Origin of the sequence: Nocardia sp. NPDC052001, from assembly GCF_040680615.1 — a bacterium.
Lineage (GTDB): Bacteria > Actinomycetota > Actinomycetes > Mycobacteriales > Mycobacteriaceae > Nocardia.
In genome coordinates, this window is the sequence record NZ_JBFAXC010000007.1 from 356299 (window position 1) to 372140 (window position 15842).

The window sequence follows — 15842 nt, forward strand, 5'->3', positions numbered from 1 at the left end:
GTCTACGAGATGGGGCGCAGCGCGAGCGCCACCTGCTGACCGGCCAGCCCGCGGGCCAGCGCCAGCGCGCCGGTGAGCGTGGCGGCCGGGCGCGCGGATTTGGGCACCCAGTCCAGATCACAGTCCGGATCCGGTGTTTCCAGGTGCAGCGTCGGCGGCACGATCGCGTGATGCAGGGTGAGCGCGGCGACGGCGATATTGAGCGCACCGGCCGCGCCGACCAGATGCCCGGTCTGCGGTTTCACACTGCTGGCCAGCACGGTGTCGGCGGCCGACCCCAATGCCGTTCGGATGCCCCGGGTTTCGGTGACATCGCCGAGCCGGGTGGCGCAGCCGTGCGCGGCGATGTACCCGACCTGATCGACCGGCATGGCGGCATTGTCGAGCGCCCGGGTGATGGCGGCGGCCAGCGCCCGCCCGTGCGGTTCGGGGGTGAGCGCCTGCCGGTCGTTGGTCAGGCCGGAGCCCGCGATCTCGGCGTAGCAGCGCGCCCCGCGCGCGAGTGCGGCGTCCCGGCGTTCGAGGATGAGGAAGGCCGCGCCGTCGCCGAGCACCGAACCGGAGCGGGCCCGGTCGAAGGGCCGGAAAGCCGAGGGGCCGAGATCATTTCGATCCGACAGCACCCCGATGGTGTCCATATGCGACATCGGCCACCACGAGGTCGGATCATCGAATCCGCCCGCGACCGCGACGTCGGCCTCACCGCGCCGCAGTGCGCGCGCGGCCCGGGCGATGGCATTGGCGCCCGCTTCCGCGGTGCCGTGGAAATAGGCGTTCGGCCCACGGACCCCGAACATCTGGGACAGGAAGAACAACACGGCGGGCTGGAGACCCTCGACGTAGAACAGCGGCGGGAACACCGAGGAGGCGACTTCGCCGAGTGTGCGGAAGTCGGCCCGGCCGTCCGCACCGCGCACCGCCAGCGCGCCCTCGACCACGCCTTCGGGGCGGCACAGTTCCTTGTTGCCGCCCGCGAATACCCCGGTGCGCGCCGGATCCAGCTCGGCCACGTCGAGTCCCGCGTCCCGCAGCGCGAGTAATGCCGCGGCAGCGGCGATTTCATCGACCGGGGCCATGAACCGGCGGGCCTTGCGCTCCAGGTAGGTACGGACATCGAAGCCCCGCAACTGCGCGGCCTGGCGCGTGTGCAGTGATGCGGGCTCATAGGTCGTGATCGGCCCGATTCCGGTGCGGCCCTCGATGAGTCCCTGCCAGGTCGGTTCCTGGCCCTCACCCAGGGCGGTGATCAGTCCGATACCGGTGACGACTACCTCGTTCATACCGGCACCACCGCCTCGACCGGGCTCAGGCGCAGCGACCGGCAGGTGGCGACCACCCGATCACCGACCTTGGCCTGCACCTTGAACGTGCCGGGCGCGGCGGTCAGCGTCGCCTCGATGATGACGCGATCCCCCGGCTGCACGAAGTGCCGGAAGCGCACCACCCCGGCCTCGCTCGCCTGCCAGGGCGGACCGGGTTCGCCGACAACGTATTTCGCGGTCTCGATCATGCTGTCCAGCAGCAGCACCCCCGGCAGCACCGGGAAGCGCGGAAAGTGGCTGTCGAAAATGGCCAGGGTGGCCGGGATATTGCGGACCGTCACCGCGCGCTGCCCGGGTTCGACGAGCAGCACCCCGTCCAGGATCGGTTCCCATACCGGGTTCATTCGTGCTCCTGTGGCTTGGCGACGACCAGGCAGGTGTTGGTGCCGCCGAATGCGAAGGCGTTCACCAGCACCGCACCGACCTCGCGATGGGCGGCGATATTGGGCACGTAGTCCAGATCGAGCTTGGGATCGGGGCGATCGAGGTTGATGGTCGGCGGCACGATCGAGGTGCGCAGCGCGCCGACCGCGGCCAGCACATTGAGCGAGGCCGCCGCCGAAGTCAGGTGCCCGGTCATGGATTTCGGTGAACTGACCGCCAACCGCGCGGCGCTGTCCCCGAATACGGATTTGATGGCGATGGTTTCGGAGAGATCGTTACCGGGTGTCCCGGTCCCGTGCGCGACCACGTAATCGATATCGGCGGGCGCGATTCCGGCATCGTCGAGCGCGCCGGTCATGGCGCTGATCGCGCCACCGCCGTCCGGCGGCGAATCGGTGATGCGGTACGCGTTCAAGGTCGAGGCGTAGCCGCGCAATTCGGCGAGGACGGTCGCGCCGCGCGCCATGGCCGCTTCCCACTCCTCGAGCACCACCATGACCGCGCCCTCACCGATCACGAATCCCGAGCGATCGGCTTCGAAAGGGCGGGAAGCCTTTTCGGGCCGATCGTTGTAGTCGACGGTGAGCGCGCCCAGCAGTCCGAAGCCGAGCACATCCATCCAGCTGGTCAGTGTGTCGGTGCCGCCCGCGACCATGGCGAGGGCGTCACCGTCCTGAATGGCCCGGAACGCCTCACCGATGGCATGTCCCGAGCCCGCGCAGGCGGTGCTGACGCTGATCATCGGCCCGGCCGCCTCGGCCGCGACCGCGAGCGCGGACAGGGTGATATTGGCGTTGCGGTACAGCACATCCCGGGGCGCGTGCCGATAGATCTCGGTGGCCCCGGTCTGATCGCGCAGGTACGCGACATCGACGACGGTCTGCAATTCCGGGCGGCCGACACTGGCTCCCACCGCTATGCCGATCCGCTCGGGCGCGTAGGTGCCCGGGCCGATCCCGGCCTGCGCCAGGGCTTCGCGGGTGGCGGCGATGCCGTACCGTCCCGCGTCGGGCAGTCGCCGATCCCGCAGGTCCGTACAGCGGAAGTCCTTGACCTGTCCCCCGATTCGCGCCGGATAGGTGGAGGCGTCGAAGGTGGTGAGCGGGCCGACGCCACTGCGCCCGGCGGCCAGACCCGCCCAGGTCTCGACGGCGGTATTGCCCAGCGGTGTCACCGCGCCGATACCGGTGATCGCGACCCGTCTCACAACGCACCCCCGAGCAGCTGTTCCCCGTGCAGGCGAACCCGTTCGGGGTCATCGAGTTTGCCGGTGTCGATGAGCGCGCACATCATCCCGGTCGCGGTCAGCACCCGCCGCTCCCCGACGGTGACGGTGCCGTCCAGCACGGCGACCTCATCGGAATTCGAGATGACCGTGCCGTCGATGGTGAGCACATCGCCGCTGTACACCTCGGATTCGAATTCGACGTGTTCGATGGACAGCAGTGCCGCGCGCCGGGCGTAATCGCTGCTGAGCATGACCAGCCAGGTTCCCGCCTGGCAGAGTGCTTCCAGCACAAGGGGTTTCGGCATGACCGGGCCGTCCGGTCCCACGCGCCAGAACTCCTCGGCCGCCGAGGTGAGTTTGCGCGCCCGGATCTCGGTATGCGGTGTCCAGGATTCGATGCGGTCTACCAGGTGGAATCGCATACAGTCCTCACAGCTTGGGGCGGCCGAGGCCGAGCGCGGCGCCCGCGCCGCCGTCGACTCGCACCAGCGAACCGGTCATATACGCCGCACCCGGTCCGGCCAGGAAGGCGACCACCTCGGCCACCTGTTCCGGACTCGCGAACTCGCGCACGGGAATCTGCTGTTTGATCGAGCGCCCGCCGCCCTTGGCCAGCAGGCCGCCGACCAGTTCGGTCGGGGTGAAACCCGGCAGGGCCGCGTTCACCCGGACGCCGAATCGCGCGAGTTCCAGTGCGCTGCACCGGGTGAACGCGTTGATGGCGGCCTTGGAGGCGGCATAGTTGGATTCGCCGATCCAGCCCGCCTCCCCCATCACCGAGGAGACATTCACGATCGCGCCCGCGCGCTGACCCATGAAATGCGCCATGGCGGCCTTGGTGCAGTTGAAGGTGCCGCCGAAATTGGTGCGCATGACCTCGACCCAATCGGCCTCGGCCAGATTGAAAATCAGTCCATCCCTGGCGATTCCGGCATTGTTCACCAGAATGTCGAGGCCGCCGAGTTCGGTGACGGTGCGCTCGACCAGGGTCTGCGCCTGCTCCGGCTCGGCGACATCCGCGCCCAGGGCGATGGCTTTCCCACCGCGCGCATCGATTTCGCGCACCACGTCCTCGGCCTGGGCGCTACCGGAGCGATAGTTCACCGCGACCCGGGCACCGGCGGCGGCCAGGCGCAACGCCACCGCCCGCCCGATCCCCCGCGACCCACCGGTGACGAGCGCGATTTGACCGTCGAGTTCGGCAGCCATATCAGGCCGCATTCTCGGCGGCCTTGGCCTTGCCGATCACAATGTCGACCAGGTTCTGCACGGTCAGCAGCGACATGATCCGCTCGGCGGGCAGCTTGCCGGCCAGCGCCTCGACATCGATCTGCGGCATCACCTTGGCCAGCTGGGCCAGGCCGGCCGCGGTGACGATCTCGTTCTCATCGCCGAATTCCTCATCCGGGATACCGCCCTGGATGGCATCACCGATATCGGAGGCCTGCACCTTGATGCCGCTCTTGCGCTCGACGCGGAACAGAATGTCGAGCAGGTCGATGGACTCGGCGCCGAGCTCATCGATGAGAGTCGACTCCAGGGTTACCTCGCTGTCGTCGAGCCCGAGGGCGGCGGCCACGGCTTCGATAACGGTGGAATTGATTTCGGACATGAGGGACTCCTCGTGAAAGTGGTGAATCTGTTATTCGTGAAGCGGTGGTTCAGGAAGCGATCGCGCGTGCGTTCTCCAGCGCCGCGAGCACCGCGGCGAGGTTCTTGGGATTGCCGGTACCGAGCGTTTGGGCTTCGGGCGCAATGCGTTTGGCGAAACCGGTGAGCGCACGACCCGGGCCGATCTCCACCAGCGTGGTGCTGCCGCCATCGAGCGCGGCGCGCACCGTGCCGACCCACTGCACACTGCCGCTGAGCTGGCGGCGCAAGAGGATTCGCGCCTCCGCGCCCGAGCGCAGCGGTGCGGCGGTGACCGAACTGATGACGGTCATGCGAGGATCGGCGAAGGGCTGCCGATCCAACTCGGCCCCGAAATCGGCGGCGATGGCGTCCATCAGCGAACAGTGAAAGGGCGCACCGACTTTGAGCCGGACGCATTTCTGAGCTCCGGCGGCCAGCGCGGCGGTCTCGACCTCGGCGATGGCGGTCGCGGTACCGGAGATCACGGTCTGTTCGGGCTCGTTGTAGTTCGCGACCTCCGCGCCCGTGGCCTGTTCGCACAGTTCCTCGACCCGCTCGGCCGACAACCCGATGATCGCCAGCATGGCTCCCGGCACGCTCTCCCCGACCCGCGCCATGAGTTCGCCACGGCGCGCGACCAGCAGTAGTGCCTGCTCATAGGTCAGCACCCCCGCCGCGGCCAGCGCCGCGAACTCACCGAGGCTGTGCCCGGCCACCGCCGCGGGCTCGAAACCTCTGGCGCGCAGTACATCCCAGATGGCCAGACTGGTGGCGACCACGGCGGGCTGGGTGATATCGGTGCGCTGCAACTCCTCCTCGCCGCCGGTGCTGCACAGCTGCGAGATCGGCTGCCCCAGTACGGCATCCGCCGTCGCGAAGACAGCCGCCGCCTCATGATGATCGGCGCGCAAGGCGGTCGCCATCCCCGGACGCTGTGACCCCTGACCTGGGAACATGCCCAGAATCGGGCCCTCGAGCTCAATACCCATCGCTCGTGATCTCCTCTCCAGAGCGCCTGGAACTGAGCATGCCGGGCAGTACTGTGCCGCCCACTGGATCGCGTGCCGGGCGGTCCACTTGCAGTTCACTGGGCGGACCACTGACCGTGACCGAATTCAAGACAACCTCGAGATGCCCGGCCAGCTGTGGTGGCCAGGCTGGCACCCGACATCGCACTACGCATTGCCGGGAGGCGCAGATGGTAGGGACACAGGCCCGCCGAGTCCTGATCGCCGGGGGCGGGATCGGCGGTCTGGCCGCCGCACTGGCGTTGCAGCACAGGGGATTCGACCCGATCGTGTTCGAACGCTCCGAAACGCTGCGGGACGGCGGGGCCGGATTGCATATCTGGACCAATGGCACCCTGATCCTGGACCAGCTCGGCGTCGCCGACGAGGTGCTGAAAATAGCTCCGGCGCAGGAGATCTGCCGATTCGCATCGTCACGTGGCGAAGTGTTCGGGGCCTGGGACGTCGGATCGTTCACCGCGAAGTACGGGCGACCGACCATCGCCGTGGAGCGATCGATACTGCACCGGGCCTTGCGAGAGGCGCTGAGCGGCAATGTTGTTCGAACCGGTGCGGAGGTGGTGGCGTTCGAGCAGAACGACACCGGCGTGACCGTGCGCCTCGCGGACGGCAGCACCGAAACCGGCGATGTGCTGATCGGCGCGGACGGCATCAACAGTACGGTCCGCATCGGGCTGCACGGTGCCGAAAAGCCGCGCTACAACGGCTATATCGCCTGGCGCGGCAAAGCGGCGCTCACCCACGACCTGATTCCCCCGGGCACCTTCCACGCGCTCTTCGGGCCCGGCACCCGCTTCACCTACTACGACGTCGCTCCCGGCGTCGTGCACTGGATGAGCGTGGCCAATGGTCCGGCGGGCGGGGCGAACGAACCGGATATGAAGGCGCTGCTCGCCGAACGCCATCGCGGCTGGGTCGACCCCGTGAGCGAAATCCTCGCCGCCACACCGGAGTCGGACATCATTCGCAGTGACGTCTACGACCGGCGGCCCAGTAAGAAGCGCTGGGGACGGGATCGGGCGACCCTGCTCGGCGATGCCGCGCACCCGATCACCTTCAATATCGGGCAGGGGGCGTGCCAGGCCCTCGAGGACGCCTCGATCCTGGCCGAGGAACTCGCCGCCACCCCCGATGTGCCATCGGCCCTGCGGCTCTACGAACAGCAGCGCATCCCCCGCACCGCGGCAATGCAGCGCACCGCCTGGCTCATCGGGCAGATGGGCGCGGTGGAGAATCCGGCCCTCATCCAGCTCCGTCAGCTCGTCATGCGCCTGGCCTGGCCGAAATTCGCGTTCACCGCCGCCGAACGCGACCAGATCTCCTATGCCGCACGGTGGGCCACCGTGCCGACCGCCCCGTGACCGCGAACCCCCCTGTGAATTCGGAAGGAAACCCCATGACCGAGCCGGCCACCGATCCCTATTTCTTCGGCGCCTTCGCCGACAAGTGGTGGAGCGAAGACTCGAATATGAAGAACCTGGCCTCTTTTCAGGGCCCGCGGTTCGCGTACTTCGACAAGTTCGTCGACAGCTGGACCGGTAAGAAGGTCCTGGACGTGGGCTGCGCGGGTGGGTTCACCACCGAATTCCTCAGTGCGCGTGGCGCTCTGGTGAGCGGGATCGACCCCTCCCCCAATCTCATCGCCGTCGCGCGGGCGCACGCCGAGGAGACCGGCAAGACCATCGACTATCAGGTCGGCGTCGGTGAGCACCTGCCGTACGCGGACGGGGCGTTCGACATCGTCACCTGTGTGGATGTGCTCGAGCATGTGACCGATCCGGCGCAGACCGTGCGCGAGATCGCGCGCGTGCTGGCTCCCGGCGGAATCTTCTTGTACGACACCATCAATCGGACGCCGGTCTCGTACTTCATGATGATCGTGATGCCGGAGTACGTGATGAAGATCGTCCCCAAGGGCGCGCACGCGTACAAGGACTTCATCAAGCCGAGCGAGATGCGCGGCTACCTGTCCGGCGCGGGCCTCACCCAGCTGGACAAGATGCGCGGTCTCACCATTCTGGGCCAGCGCAAGGACGGCAGCCTGATGACCTGGCAGGGCCTGGACAGCACCTCGACGTATATGAACGTCGCCAAGAAGTAGAACCGCGTGGGGACGTCCCGTACGGGACGTCCCCACGACTTCAGGCCTTCTGTACCAGCGACTCCGAGACCTCCCACAGTTCGCGGGCCTTGTCGGCGTCATGCGATTCGGGTGCGCTGGGCACCTTGTCGCGCCCGGTGAAGTAGCTGCCGGTCACCTCCGCCATTTCAGGGGCGGTGGCCAGCCAGGCCAGATCGTCCGCGGACTGCGAGAGCGGCCGCGCGACCGGCATCATCAACCGGATGATCGGGGTCATCAGCTGGAAGCCCCGGCGCATCAGCATCGGATAGTTCCGGGACAGCCGGGTTTCCGGCATCAACCCCGGATCGAAGGCATTGGCGGTGATACCGCGATCGGCCACCCGCCGCGCCAGCTCATAGGTGAAGTAGACATTGGCCAGCTTGGAGGTCGAATAGCGCACCCGGCCACCGCGATTCGACGCGGTCCGGCGCTGCACCTCGACGTCGGCGAGCTCACCGGGGGTGGTCCACTCGGGCGCGGGGAAGCCGCCCGATTTCGCCGGACCCTGATGCACGTCACTGGACACCACCAGGATGCGAGCTCCCGATGCCAGCGTCCCGAGCACCTCGTCGATGAGCTGGAAATGTCCGAGATGGTTCGACGCGAACGTCATCTCGAACCCGTCGGCGGACTGCTGCACCCCGTCCACGATCTGCAATCCGGCATTGCAGATGATCGCCGCGGGCGGCACCGCCAGCGATTTCAACTGCCGCGCCCCATGCCGCACCGAGTCGATCGAGGCCAGATCGATGATCACGATCTCCACCTCGGCCGTGGGCACGGCGGTCAGGATCTGCTGTTTCGCGGCCGCCGCGCGGCCCTCGTCCCGGCAGCCGAGAATGACCGGGATCCCCTTGCCCGCAAGGATTGTCGCGGTCGCCAGACCGAGTCCCGAGCTCGCCCCGGTGATGACGATCGGCGCGCTCATGCCTTGTCCTGCCGCTCGCGGGTCAACCAGGTCTCGGTGTACTCGGCGATCTGGGTCACCTCATTGCCCACATCGGTGGCGATATTGCCCTCGATCGCCTTGCCCAGCACCGGAACCCGCACATCCACCGTGCCGTCGAAATCCAGCGTCGATCGCGCACCGGCGTCCTTCAGCACGAATTTCGCGGCCAGCGTGATGGGCATACCGGCGATATCGGCCACCATCTCCGCGTGCGCGACGCCATCGGCGAGCGGACCCCAGGACTCGGTCACCTCCAGCCGCACCGAATCCGGGATCAGCTTGGCGACCTGCGCGGGCATCCGCCCGACCGGCGCGGGCTTGGACACCACGATCCTGGTGGTGTCGCCGGTCACCTCGAAGGACACCAATTCCGCTCCCGCACCGTCCAATTCGGCGACCCGGTCCACCCAGTACTGCCGGGTGGTGACCGCGCGATGCACCTCGGCCGCCGACTGCGCGTACTCCTCGACGCGACTCACCTTGCGTGTCATAGCGTTCCACCTGTCCGCGGAGTCGAGCTCTTGGACGAGCTCCATTTGAATTTCAGGCCGAGCGCGCGGCGCATATTCTCGTCGAAGCCGATGGACCAGCGCTCGGTGATCAATCCGGCGTCGACCCGGAACACGACCAGCGCGTTGAAGCTGACCTGCTGCCCGGTCGCCGGAATATTGAGGACCTCCCCCAAATGCGTTCCGGACCAAGTGTTATGGCACGCGACGAGGCCATTATGCGCGCTCATCTCATGGGTCCGCACGGTGAGATCGGGCAGTACCGTCCGCATCAGGCCGATCGAGGCGTGCGCACCCTCCGGCCCGCGTTCGGGCGCACCCGGGAACGCCTGGTGGTCAACGTATTTCGGGGAGTAGATCTCATACGCGACATCGAGTTTGCCCTGGCTGGCCATCTCGTCGAATACGCGGCGTATCAGCGCCTTGTCCGCCTCTGACATCAAGGTCTCCTGACTGCGGTTCATCGGTTTCCTGCGCCCGAGGATCACACCGCGGCATTGGACGAAACCTTGAACTCACCTTGACTCGAGTGGACCTCGAGGCGGCGCACCAGTAACCGCGGCAATTGTTTTCGCATGCGAAGCATCACCACCACAGTTCTCGCCGCCGCACTGCTGGCGACCCCGGCGCTGCTCGCGCCGAGCGCCCAGGCCGAGCCCGACCGCACGGTCCACGTCTTCGAGAAGATGACCTCGTTGGAGATCAACGGGATGACCGGCACGTACTCCTACACGATCCACGACACCCCGGATGGACCGGTCATCGGGCAGACCACCGGATACTGCACCGTCTTCTTCCAGGATCCGGGCACCAAGGAGATGTACTCGTACTGCGATGACACCATGAGCTTCCACGGCGGCACGCTGCACTCCTTCGGCGTGATCAATATGACCACCGCCTACGCGGGCGTGCCGATCACGCTGGGCGTGAACGGCACCGGCGGAGATTTCGGGAATCGGCTCGGCACCCGCTACTGGGTGGCCAAGTCCGAGCCGAGCGCGGATTCGCGCTCGCAGATATTCACCGCGACGTCGGATTTCACCTTCATGTCCTGAGTCTCACCGCAACTGCGCGTCGAACAGCGGGCCCAGCGAAGCGAGCATGAACTTCTCGCCCTGTCCCGCACCGCCGGCCACCCGGCCGCTCATCGTCAGGGAGACGAAACCGTGCAGATACGCCCACATGGTGTGCACGGCCGCGGCCGGATCGCGCAATTGCCTGCCCTGATCGTCCGCGATGGATTGCAGCACCGCGTGGAAGACCATGAAACCCCGCTCCACCTCAGGCGGCATCTCCGCCCCGTCGAACGAGACCCCGGCCTGTCCGTTCATGGCCTGATACAGCTCGGGCGCGGCGAACGCGAAATTCCAGAACGCCGAGCCCACCGCGGTGAGGCGGCGTTCGACGGGTTCGCTCATGGTCGCCTCGATGCGGTCCGCGATATCCCGGAAGCCGACGCACATCACCTCCGAAACCAGCGCGTCCTTACCGGAGAAGTACTGGTAGATGACCGGCGAGGTGTATTCGATGCGGTCGGCGATGCGCCGGATGGTCACCGCCTGCCACCCCTGCTCCGCCGCGATGCTGCGGGCCGTATCGAGCAACAGGTTTCGCATGTACTCGCGCTCGCGTTCGCGTCGCCGTCCGCTGGGGCTGCTGGCAGGGGCCTTGACCTCTCGCTCCACGGATCCTCCTTTCATTGACAACAGCATACTGACAACGGTTGACTGTCTATCAGTGATAGATGTTCAATAGTCGATAGCTCAGCTACTACTGATCGAACGACAGGAAGCGCACCATGTTCACTCGGTTAGGTCTCTTCATCGTTCGGCGAACGAGGTTGGTCCTGGTGCTTTCCGGGATCATCGCCGTGGCCGCAATGGCACTGGCCGGCACCGCGTTCTCGAAACTGGAGACCGGCGGATTCGCCCCCGACAACGCGGAATCGACGCACGCCCAACAGCTCATCGATCAGCACCTGGACGGCAATCCGAACCTGCTGCTGCTGATCGAAGCCACATCCGGCAAGGTCGACGATCCCGCCGTCGCGGCCGCCGCCGACCGGGTCACGACCGCGCTGAAGCAGCGCTCCGAAGTGCGAAACATCGTGTCCTACTGGACAACCGGCACTCCCGCGCTCAAATCACAGGACGGCCGCTACGGACTGATCTCCGCCTTCGTCAGCGGTGACGAGACCGCAAGCGCCAAAACCGTTGCCGCCGTGGTGAAGGACGACCTCGGCAAGGCGGGCGATGCGGTGACCGTCCGGGCCGCCGGTGCGCTCGCGGTCAACAACGACATCAACACCGCCGTGATGAAGGGCCTGGTACTGGCCGAATCCATCGCGCTGCCACTGACTCTCATCCTCTTGCTCGCCATCTTCGGCAGTGTCATGTCGGCGGTGCTGCCGCTGCTCATCGCACTGCTGGCCATCGCGGGCACCTTCGCCGAACTGTCCCTGCTCGCCGAGGTGACACCGGTGAGCATCTTCGCCACCAACCTCATCACCGCCATGGCGCTCGGGCTGGCCATCGATTACGCGCTGCTGACGGTCAGCCGCTTCCGCGAAGAACTCGCCCGCGGCACGTCCACACCGGACGCGGTGGTCCATACCGTCCGAACCGCCGGGCGCACCATCGTTTTCAGCGCGGTCACCGTCGCGGTCGCGCTCTCCGCGGTACTGGTCTTCCAGTCCACCTTCCTGCGTTCGCTGGCACTGGCCGGTATCGGGGTCACGGTCATCGCGGCCGCGGCGGGCACGATTCTGCTGCCCGCACTGCTCGCGGTACTCGGCCCGCGTATCGACGCCGGACGAATTCCCTTCGTGCACAGCGCGAGTGCGCAGGAATCGCGGACCTGGGGCCGACTGGCCGCGGCCGTCATGCGCCGTCCGGTCGCCACCGCCATTCCGGTGCTGGCGATCCTGCTGCTGGCCGCCGCGCCGGTGCTGCGCATCGAATTCGCCACCGTCGACGATCGCTCACTGCCCACCACCACCGACAGCCGCGTCGCACTCGATGTGCTGCGCACCCAGTTCGGCGGCGACAGCACCGCGACCATCGACGCGGTCACCACCGATCAGGTCTCGGTGGTGGCGATCGACGACTACGCCAGGAAACTCTCACTGCTGCCCGGCGTGGCCCGAGTCGACAGTCCCGCAGGGGTTTTCGTCTCCGGTCAGCCCGCGGGACAGGCGCAGCGCCAGCTCGCCACGCCCACCGCACAGCAGGTGGTCGTGACACCGAACGCCGATATCCATCCCGAATCCGGCACCGCACAGGATCTGGTGCGAACTGTCCGGGCCACTTCCACCCCGGACGGCGCGCACTTCCTGGTCGGCGGCACCACCGCCACCCTGGTCGATACCAAACACGCCATCGGCACCCGGTTGCCGTGGGCACTGCTACTGCTGGTCGTGACCACCTTCGTGGTGCTGTTCCTGTTCACCGGCAGCGTGATTCAGCCGCTGCGGGCGCTGCTGCTGAACGCGCTCGGACTGTCCGCCACCTTCGGTGTGATGATCCTGATCTTCCAGCAGGGCCACGGCGCCGGACTGCTCGGCATCACACCGCGACCGCTGGACATGTCGATGCCGGTGTTGTTGCTGTGCATAGCATTCGGGCTCTCGATGGACTACGAGGTGTTCCTGATCAGCCGTATCAAGGAACTGCACGACGCCGGGGCGAGCACCCGCGACGCCGTGGTCGAGGGGCTCGGGCGCACCGGCCGCATCATCTCGGCGGCTGCGGTGCTGATCGCGATCAGCTTCTTCGCCTTCGCGCTCAGTCCGGTGAGTTTCGCGAAGTTCTTCGGCATCGCGGCGGGGCTCGCGGTGGTGCTCGATGCCACCGTGATGCGCGGAATTCTGGTTCCGGTCACCTTCCGGCTGCTGGGTGAGCGGGCCTGGTACGCACCGGGACCGCTGAAGCGGCTTCACCAGCGCATCGGCGTCCGGGAATCGGATGCGGACGAGTTGCCCGCGACACAGCCCGACGAGTCGGCGTCCGCCCCGGCAACACTGACGGGAAGTTAACAGGTTTACCTGAAACCCAAGGTAGACAAGCTATTTCGAGCTCCCTTCCGGCGCAGCGCAGAAGATCACGACCGGACACGATCGGCTATCAGTGATAGGATCGCTAACGGTTGAGATCAGCGGCGACTCGACTGCGCTGGGGGGGATCTTCAATATTGGCTTGTTATGTTGGGGGCAGTATGGAATTTCAACTTCTCGGTTCACTGGACCTATATGCGGGACGTGCTCCAATTAGCCTCGGTCCACCGAAACAACGAGCAGTGCTCCTTCCACTACTTTTGGAGCCCAATACACCGATCGGCTTCGACACCTTGGTCGAACGGGTATGGGATGAATCACCGCCTTCGGATGTTCGCAATGTCGTCTATACGTATGTCACCCGACTGCGGCGCATTCTCGAGAAAGCGAACGAAGGCTGCAATTCCACGAATGACGTCAGAATAGTCCGCCAGAACGGCGGATATCTGCTGGATATCTCTCCGCACTGTATCGACCTGCACCGGTTTTATGCGCTGATGAGTGAGGCCCGGCAGGAAAACAACCCTCGTACCAGGGCTTTCCTGCAGAAATCAGCACTGAATCTGTGGCAGGGATGCCCGATCGCGAATATCTCCGGGAGCTGGGCGACCCGGGTCCGGGAATGGCTCGACCGGGAACGACTCGATGCCATGACCGATTGGGCCGAAACGGAAATAATGATCGGCAACTCGAGTGCGGTGATCACCGAACTCCGCCGCGAGATGGCGAATAATCCGCACTCCGAGCTCGTGATAGAAAAACTCTTGCAAGCCCTCATGCAAACCGGGCGCACGGTGGAGGCGCTCGAACTGTATGGGACAGCTCGCGGGCGCATTGTGGAAATGATGGGCGCGGAACCCGGGCCGCGGCTCCGGGAAATTCATCGCACCCTGCTGGCCTCGGATAGTTTCGATCTGCGCGAAATTTCCTGAGGGCGGAACCGTGGCCATCGGAATCAAGATTCCGTCAAGTGTTCCGGCCAGTCATCGGTGACAGTCTTGGTGCGCATATTCGACGGCGTGCCACAGCGCACACGAGATTAAGGCTGGATGGATGGCCAACGGAAAAACGGTCTTGCGTCAGGTGGTTCGCAGCACCGCCTGGGCTCAAGGCGCCGCACGCGTGGCGATCGGCAGCGGCATGCTGCTCAACCCCGCGGAGACGGTCAAATCGTGGTCGGGCGAGTACGACGAGAAGATGTCCTCGTTGCCGTCCCGGGCGTTTGGGGCCCGGGACCTGGTGCTCGGCGCCGGCACCCTGTTCTCGCTGTACCGGGGCCATCCGGTGCGGCACTGGTTCGTACTGAGCGTGGGACTCGAGCTCATCGACGCCTCGGTCACGCTTAACAAGCGTCGCATCACCGGCAATTCCGGTGCCCCCGACACCTGGGAACTCCTCACTGCCGCAGGTCTTTTCGGTGGCCTCCTGGTCGCCGGCCTGCTCGACGACTGAAGATTTGGAGCGAAGAACAGTGCGAAACATCACCGAAGGACTGCTGACGGTTTCGGTGCTCGGCGGCGCCGTCGTCTACGGAACCGACGTATTCTGCGCGATCGTGCTGCGCCCCGCCCTCGCGGCGGTCGATGACAACGTACTGGTGCAGACCATCGGCAATGTGCACCGAATCGCGGACGCGCGCATGCCGATTCCCGGCGCGATCGGCTGGATCGCCGCCGGGCTGGCGGCGGTGACCTCGCTCATCGATGGCGATAGGAAGGTCACCCTGCTGGCCGCGCTGGCCTTCGCGTTCCTGGCGATCTGGATGGCCATCTACATCCGCGTCAGCGCTCCGATCAACAAGCAGCTCACCGCCGCGTCCCAGGGCGACGCCCCCGCGGGCCTGGACCCGCGCGCCCTCCAAAAGCGCTGGGACAGCGTCATCTACGCCCGCGCCGGACTCCAGACCGTCGCACTGCTGAGCCTGTGCCTGGCCATCCGGGAAGCCGCGTGAGCAGAGTTCGCATGACCGCCGCCCAGCGCAGTGAGCAGGTGCTCACCGCCGCTGTGGCGGCCTTCTGCGAATCCGGTTACGCCGGAACCACCACCGATGACATAGCCCGCCGGTCCGGGGTCTCCCAGCCCTATGTCATCCGCCTCTTCGGCAGTAAGGAACAGCTCTTCCTCGCCGCGGTGCACCGGGTCTGCGACCGCATCGAGGAGATCTTCCGGGCGATCGCCGAAAACCGGCGTACCACAACGGATCCGGTGGAATTGCTCGCGGGGCTCAGCGCGGGCTATGCCGAGATCCTGGACGAGCGCGAACTCGTCGTCGTACTGCTGCACGGTATGGCGGCGAGTTCACATCCCGCCATCGGCGTCGCGGTGCGCGCCCGCTACGGCGAGATCTACGCCCTGGTCAAGCAATTGACCGGTGCCACACCGGATCTGGTCACCCGCTTCTTCGAAACCGGCATGCTGCTCACCGTCATGGCGGCGATGCAGGTCATCGGCCCCGGCGCGGTGCCCGCCGACTGGGCGCGGGAGATCACCGAAACGCTGAACGCCGAAGCGGCACAGCCACACCGCGATACCGAGGTCACGGTGTAGACCGGCGGACCTCCGCGGGGGTACACGGAAACGGGGAAGGCCCCGAGTCGAATTCGACTCGGGGCCTTCC

The 15842-nt window shown here is 66.3% G+C and carries 19 protein-coding genes; 8 read left to right on the forward strand and 11 right to left on the reverse strand.

Annotated features, from left to right (window positions below; genetic code table 11):
- Positions 1 to 2 precede the first annotated feature (2 nt).
- Genes AB0L82_RS30605 through fabD form a run of 7 tightly spaced genes read right to left on the reverse strand, consistent with a single transcriptional unit; the run spans position 3 to position 5555 of the window.
- Positions 3 to 1280, reverse strand: a complete 1278-nt coding sequence (locus AB0L82_RS30605; protein WP_364643800.1) for a beta-ketoacyl-[acyl-carrier-protein] synthase family protein — start codon at positions 1278 to 1280, stop codon at positions 3 to 5.
- Complete coding sequence (locus AB0L82_RS30610) at positions 1277 to 1666, reverse strand: hypothetical protein (protein WP_364643803.1); 390 nt, start codon at positions 1664 to 1666, stop codon at positions 1277 to 1279. Before AB0L82_RS30610 ends, AB0L82_RS30605 begins: the two co-directional genes overlap by 4 nt.
- On the reverse strand, positions 1663 to 2913 hold the full coding sequence (locus AB0L82_RS30615; protein ID WP_364643806.1) for a beta-ketoacyl-[acyl-carrier-protein] synthase family protein: 1251 nt from the start codon (positions 2911 to 2913) through the stop codon (positions 1663 to 1665). Before AB0L82_RS30615 ends, AB0L82_RS30610 begins: the two co-directional genes overlap by 4 nt.
- A complete protein-coding gene (locus AB0L82_RS30620) occupies positions 2910 to 3356 on the reverse strand; it encodes a hypothetical protein (protein ID WP_364643809.1) in 447 nt (148 codons plus the stop codon). Before AB0L82_RS30620 ends, AB0L82_RS30615 begins: the two co-directional genes overlap by 4 nt.
- Positions 3357 to 3363: 7 nt before the next feature.
- Positions 3364 to 4143, reverse strand: a complete 780-nt coding sequence (fabG, locus tag AB0L82_RS30625; protein ID WP_364643811.1) for a 3-oxoacyl-ACP reductase FabG — start codon at positions 4141 to 4143, stop codon at positions 3364 to 3366.
- A 1-nt stretch (position 4144) separates the two neighbouring features.
- A complete protein-coding gene (locus tag AB0L82_RS30630) occupies positions 4145 to 4546 on the reverse strand; it encodes a phosphopantetheine-binding protein (protein WP_364643814.1) in 402 nt (133 codons plus the stop codon).
- Between the two features lie 49 nt (positions 4547 to 4595).
- A complete protein-coding gene (gene fabD / locus AB0L82_RS30635) occupies positions 4596 to 5555 on the reverse strand; it encodes an ACP S-malonyltransferase (RefSeq protein ID WP_364643817.1) in 960 nt (319 codons plus the stop codon).
- Positions 5556 to 5764: 209 nt separating this feature from the next.
- Here fabD and AB0L82_RS30640 point away from each other — a divergent pair, with 209 nt between their 5' ends.
- Both AB0L82_RS30640 and ubiG read left to right on the forward strand, forming a co-directional pair.
- Complete coding sequence (locus tag AB0L82_RS30640) at positions 5765 to 6955, forward strand: FAD-dependent monooxygenase (protein WP_364643820.1); 1191 nt, start codon at positions 5765 to 5767, stop codon at positions 6953 to 6955.
- Between the two features lie 35 nt (positions 6956 to 6990).
- Positions 6991 to 7695, forward strand: coding sequence for a bifunctional 2-polyprenyl-6-hydroxyphenol methylase/3-demethylubiquinol 3-O-methyltransferase UbiG (ubiG, locus tag AB0L82_RS30645; RefSeq protein WP_364643823.1), 705 nt, complete (start codon positions 6991 to 6993; stop codon positions 7693 to 7695).
- Positions 7696 to 7735: 40 nt separating this feature from the next.
- On the opposite strand, the gene AB0L82_RS30650 is transcribed toward ubiG, so the two are convergent.
- Genes AB0L82_RS30650 through AB0L82_RS30660 form a run of 3 tightly spaced genes read right to left on the reverse strand, consistent with a single transcriptional unit; the run spans position 7736 to position 9614 of the window.
- Positions 7736 to 8644, reverse strand: a complete 909-nt coding sequence (locus tag AB0L82_RS30650) for an SDR family NAD(P)-dependent oxidoreductase (protein ID WP_364643826.1) — start codon at positions 8642 to 8644, stop codon at positions 7736 to 7738.
- The gene (locus AB0L82_RS30655) at positions 8641 to 9156 is read right to left on the reverse strand and encodes a DUF2505 domain-containing protein (RefSeq protein WP_364643829.1); all 516 of its coding nucleotides are present in this window, start codon (positions 9154 to 9156) and stop codon (positions 8641 to 8643) included. Before AB0L82_RS30655 ends, AB0L82_RS30650 begins: the two co-directional genes overlap by 4 nt.
- Entirely contained in the window at positions 9153 to 9614 is a 462-nt protein-coding gene (locus AB0L82_RS30660; RefSeq protein ID WP_364643832.1) for an ester cyclase, read from the reverse strand. The genes AB0L82_RS30655 and AB0L82_RS30660 overlap by 4 nt, the downstream gene beginning before the upstream one ends.
- Positions 9615 to 9749: 135 nt before the next feature.
- Between AB0L82_RS30660 and AB0L82_RS30665 the strand changes: the two genes are divergently transcribed.
- Positions 9750 to 10229 (forward strand): hypothetical protein, encoded by a 480-nt coding sequence (locus AB0L82_RS30665; protein WP_364643835.1) that lies wholly within the window; start codon positions 9750 to 9752, stop codon positions 10227 to 10229.
- 3 nt (positions 10230 to 10232) lie between these two features.
- Here the strand turns inward: AB0L82_RS30665 and AB0L82_RS30670 are convergent, their stop codons facing one another.
- Positions 10233 to 10874, reverse strand: coding sequence for a TetR/AcrR family transcriptional regulator (locus AB0L82_RS30670; protein ID WP_364643838.1), 642 nt, complete (start codon positions 10872 to 10874; stop codon positions 10233 to 10235).
- 149 nt (positions 10875 to 11023) lie between these two features.
- Here AB0L82_RS30670 and AB0L82_RS30675 point away from each other — a divergent pair, with 149 nt between their 5' ends.
- The 5 genes from AB0L82_RS30675 (at position 11024) to AB0L82_RS30695 (ending at position 15772) form a co-directional block, all read left to right on the forward strand.
- Positions 11024 to 13207, forward strand: coding sequence for an MMPL family transporter (locus tag AB0L82_RS30675; protein ID WP_364643841.1), 2184 nt, complete (start codon positions 11024 to 11026; stop codon positions 13205 to 13207).
- A gap of 179 nt (positions 13208 to 13386) precedes the next feature.
- Positions 13387 to 14157, forward strand: coding sequence for a BTAD domain-containing putative transcriptional regulator (locus AB0L82_RS30680; RefSeq protein ID WP_364643844.1), 771 nt, complete (start codon positions 13387 to 13389; stop codon positions 14155 to 14157).
- Between the two features lie 121 nt (positions 14158 to 14278).
- Entirely contained in the window at positions 14279 to 14677 is a 399-nt protein-coding gene (locus AB0L82_RS30685) for a hypothetical protein (RefSeq protein WP_364643847.1), read from the forward strand.
- 19 nt (positions 14678 to 14696) lie between these two features.
- Complete coding sequence (locus AB0L82_RS30690; RefSeq protein WP_364643850.1) at positions 14697 to 15176, forward strand: DUF1772 domain-containing protein; 480 nt, start codon at positions 14697 to 14699, stop codon at positions 15174 to 15176.
- Complete coding sequence (locus AB0L82_RS30695) at positions 15173 to 15772, forward strand: TetR/AcrR family transcriptional regulator (protein ID WP_364643853.1); 600 nt, start codon at positions 15173 to 15175, stop codon at positions 15770 to 15772. The genes AB0L82_RS30690 and AB0L82_RS30695 overlap by 4 nt, the downstream gene beginning before the upstream one ends.
- Positions 15773 to 15842 lie beyond the last annotated feature (70 nt).

What these genes read in the sequence shown, in the direction of transcription:
- AB0L82_RS30605 (WP_364643800.1), bottom strand. Translation starts at nt 1,280, where the DNA reads ATGAACGAGGTAGTCGTCACCGGTATCGGACTGATCACCGCCCTGGGT.
- AB0L82_RS30610 (WP_364643803.1), bottom strand. Translation starts at nt 1,666, where the DNA reads ATGAACCCGGTATGGGAACCGATCCTGGACGGGGTGCTGCTCGTCGAA.
- AB0L82_RS30620 (WP_364643809.1), bottom strand. Translation starts at nt 3,356, where the DNA reads ATGCGATTCCACCTGGTAGACCGCATCGAATCCTGGACACCGCATACC.
- fabG (WP_364643811.1), bottom strand. Translation starts at nt 4,143, where the DNA reads ATGGCTGCCGAACTCGACGGTCAAATCGCGCTCGTCACCGGTGGGTCG.
- AB0L82_RS30630 (WP_364643814.1), bottom strand. Translation starts at nt 4,546, where the DNA reads ATGTCCGAAATCAATTCCACCGTTATCGAAGCCGTGGCCGCCGCCCTC.
- fabD (WP_364643817.1), bottom strand. Translation starts at nt 5,555, where the DNA reads ATGGGTATTGAGCTCGAGGGCCCGATTCTGGGCATGTTCCCAGGTCAG.
- AB0L82_RS30640 (WP_364643820.1), top strand. Translation starts at nt 5,765, where the DNA reads ATGGTAGGGACACAGGCCCGCCGAGTCCTGATCGCCGGGGGCGGGATC.
- ubiG (WP_364643823.1), top strand. Translation starts at nt 6,991, where the DNA reads ATGACCGAGCCGGCCACCGATCCCTATTTCTTCGGCGCCTTCGCCGAC.
- AB0L82_RS30650 (WP_364643826.1), bottom strand. Translation starts at nt 8,644, where the DNA reads ATGAGCGCGCCGATCGTCATCACCGGGGCGAGCTCGGGACTCGGTCTG.
- AB0L82_RS30655 (WP_364643829.1), bottom strand. Translation starts at nt 9,156, where the DNA reads ATGACACGCAAGGTGAGTCGCGTCGAGGAGTACGCGCAGTCGGCGGCC.
- AB0L82_RS30660 (WP_364643832.1), bottom strand. Translation starts at nt 9,614, where the DNA reads ATGTCAGAGGCGGACAAGGCGCTGATACGCCGCGTATTCGACGAGATG.
- AB0L82_RS30665 (WP_364643835.1), top strand. Translation starts at nt 9,750, where the DNA reads ATGCGAAGCATCACCACCACAGTTCTCGCCGCCGCACTGCTGGCGACC.
- AB0L82_RS30670 (WP_364643838.1), bottom strand. Translation starts at nt 10,874, where the DNA reads ATGAAAGGAGGATCCGTGGAGCGAGAGGTCAAGGCCCCTGCCAGCAGC.
- AB0L82_RS30680 (WP_364643844.1), top strand. Translation starts at nt 13,387, where the DNA reads ATGGAATTTCAACTTCTCGGTTCACTGGACCTATATGCGGGACGTGCT.
- AB0L82_RS30685 (WP_364643847.1), top strand. Translation starts at nt 14,279, where the DNA reads ATGGCCAACGGAAAAACGGTCTTGCGTCAGGTGGTTCGCAGCACCGCC.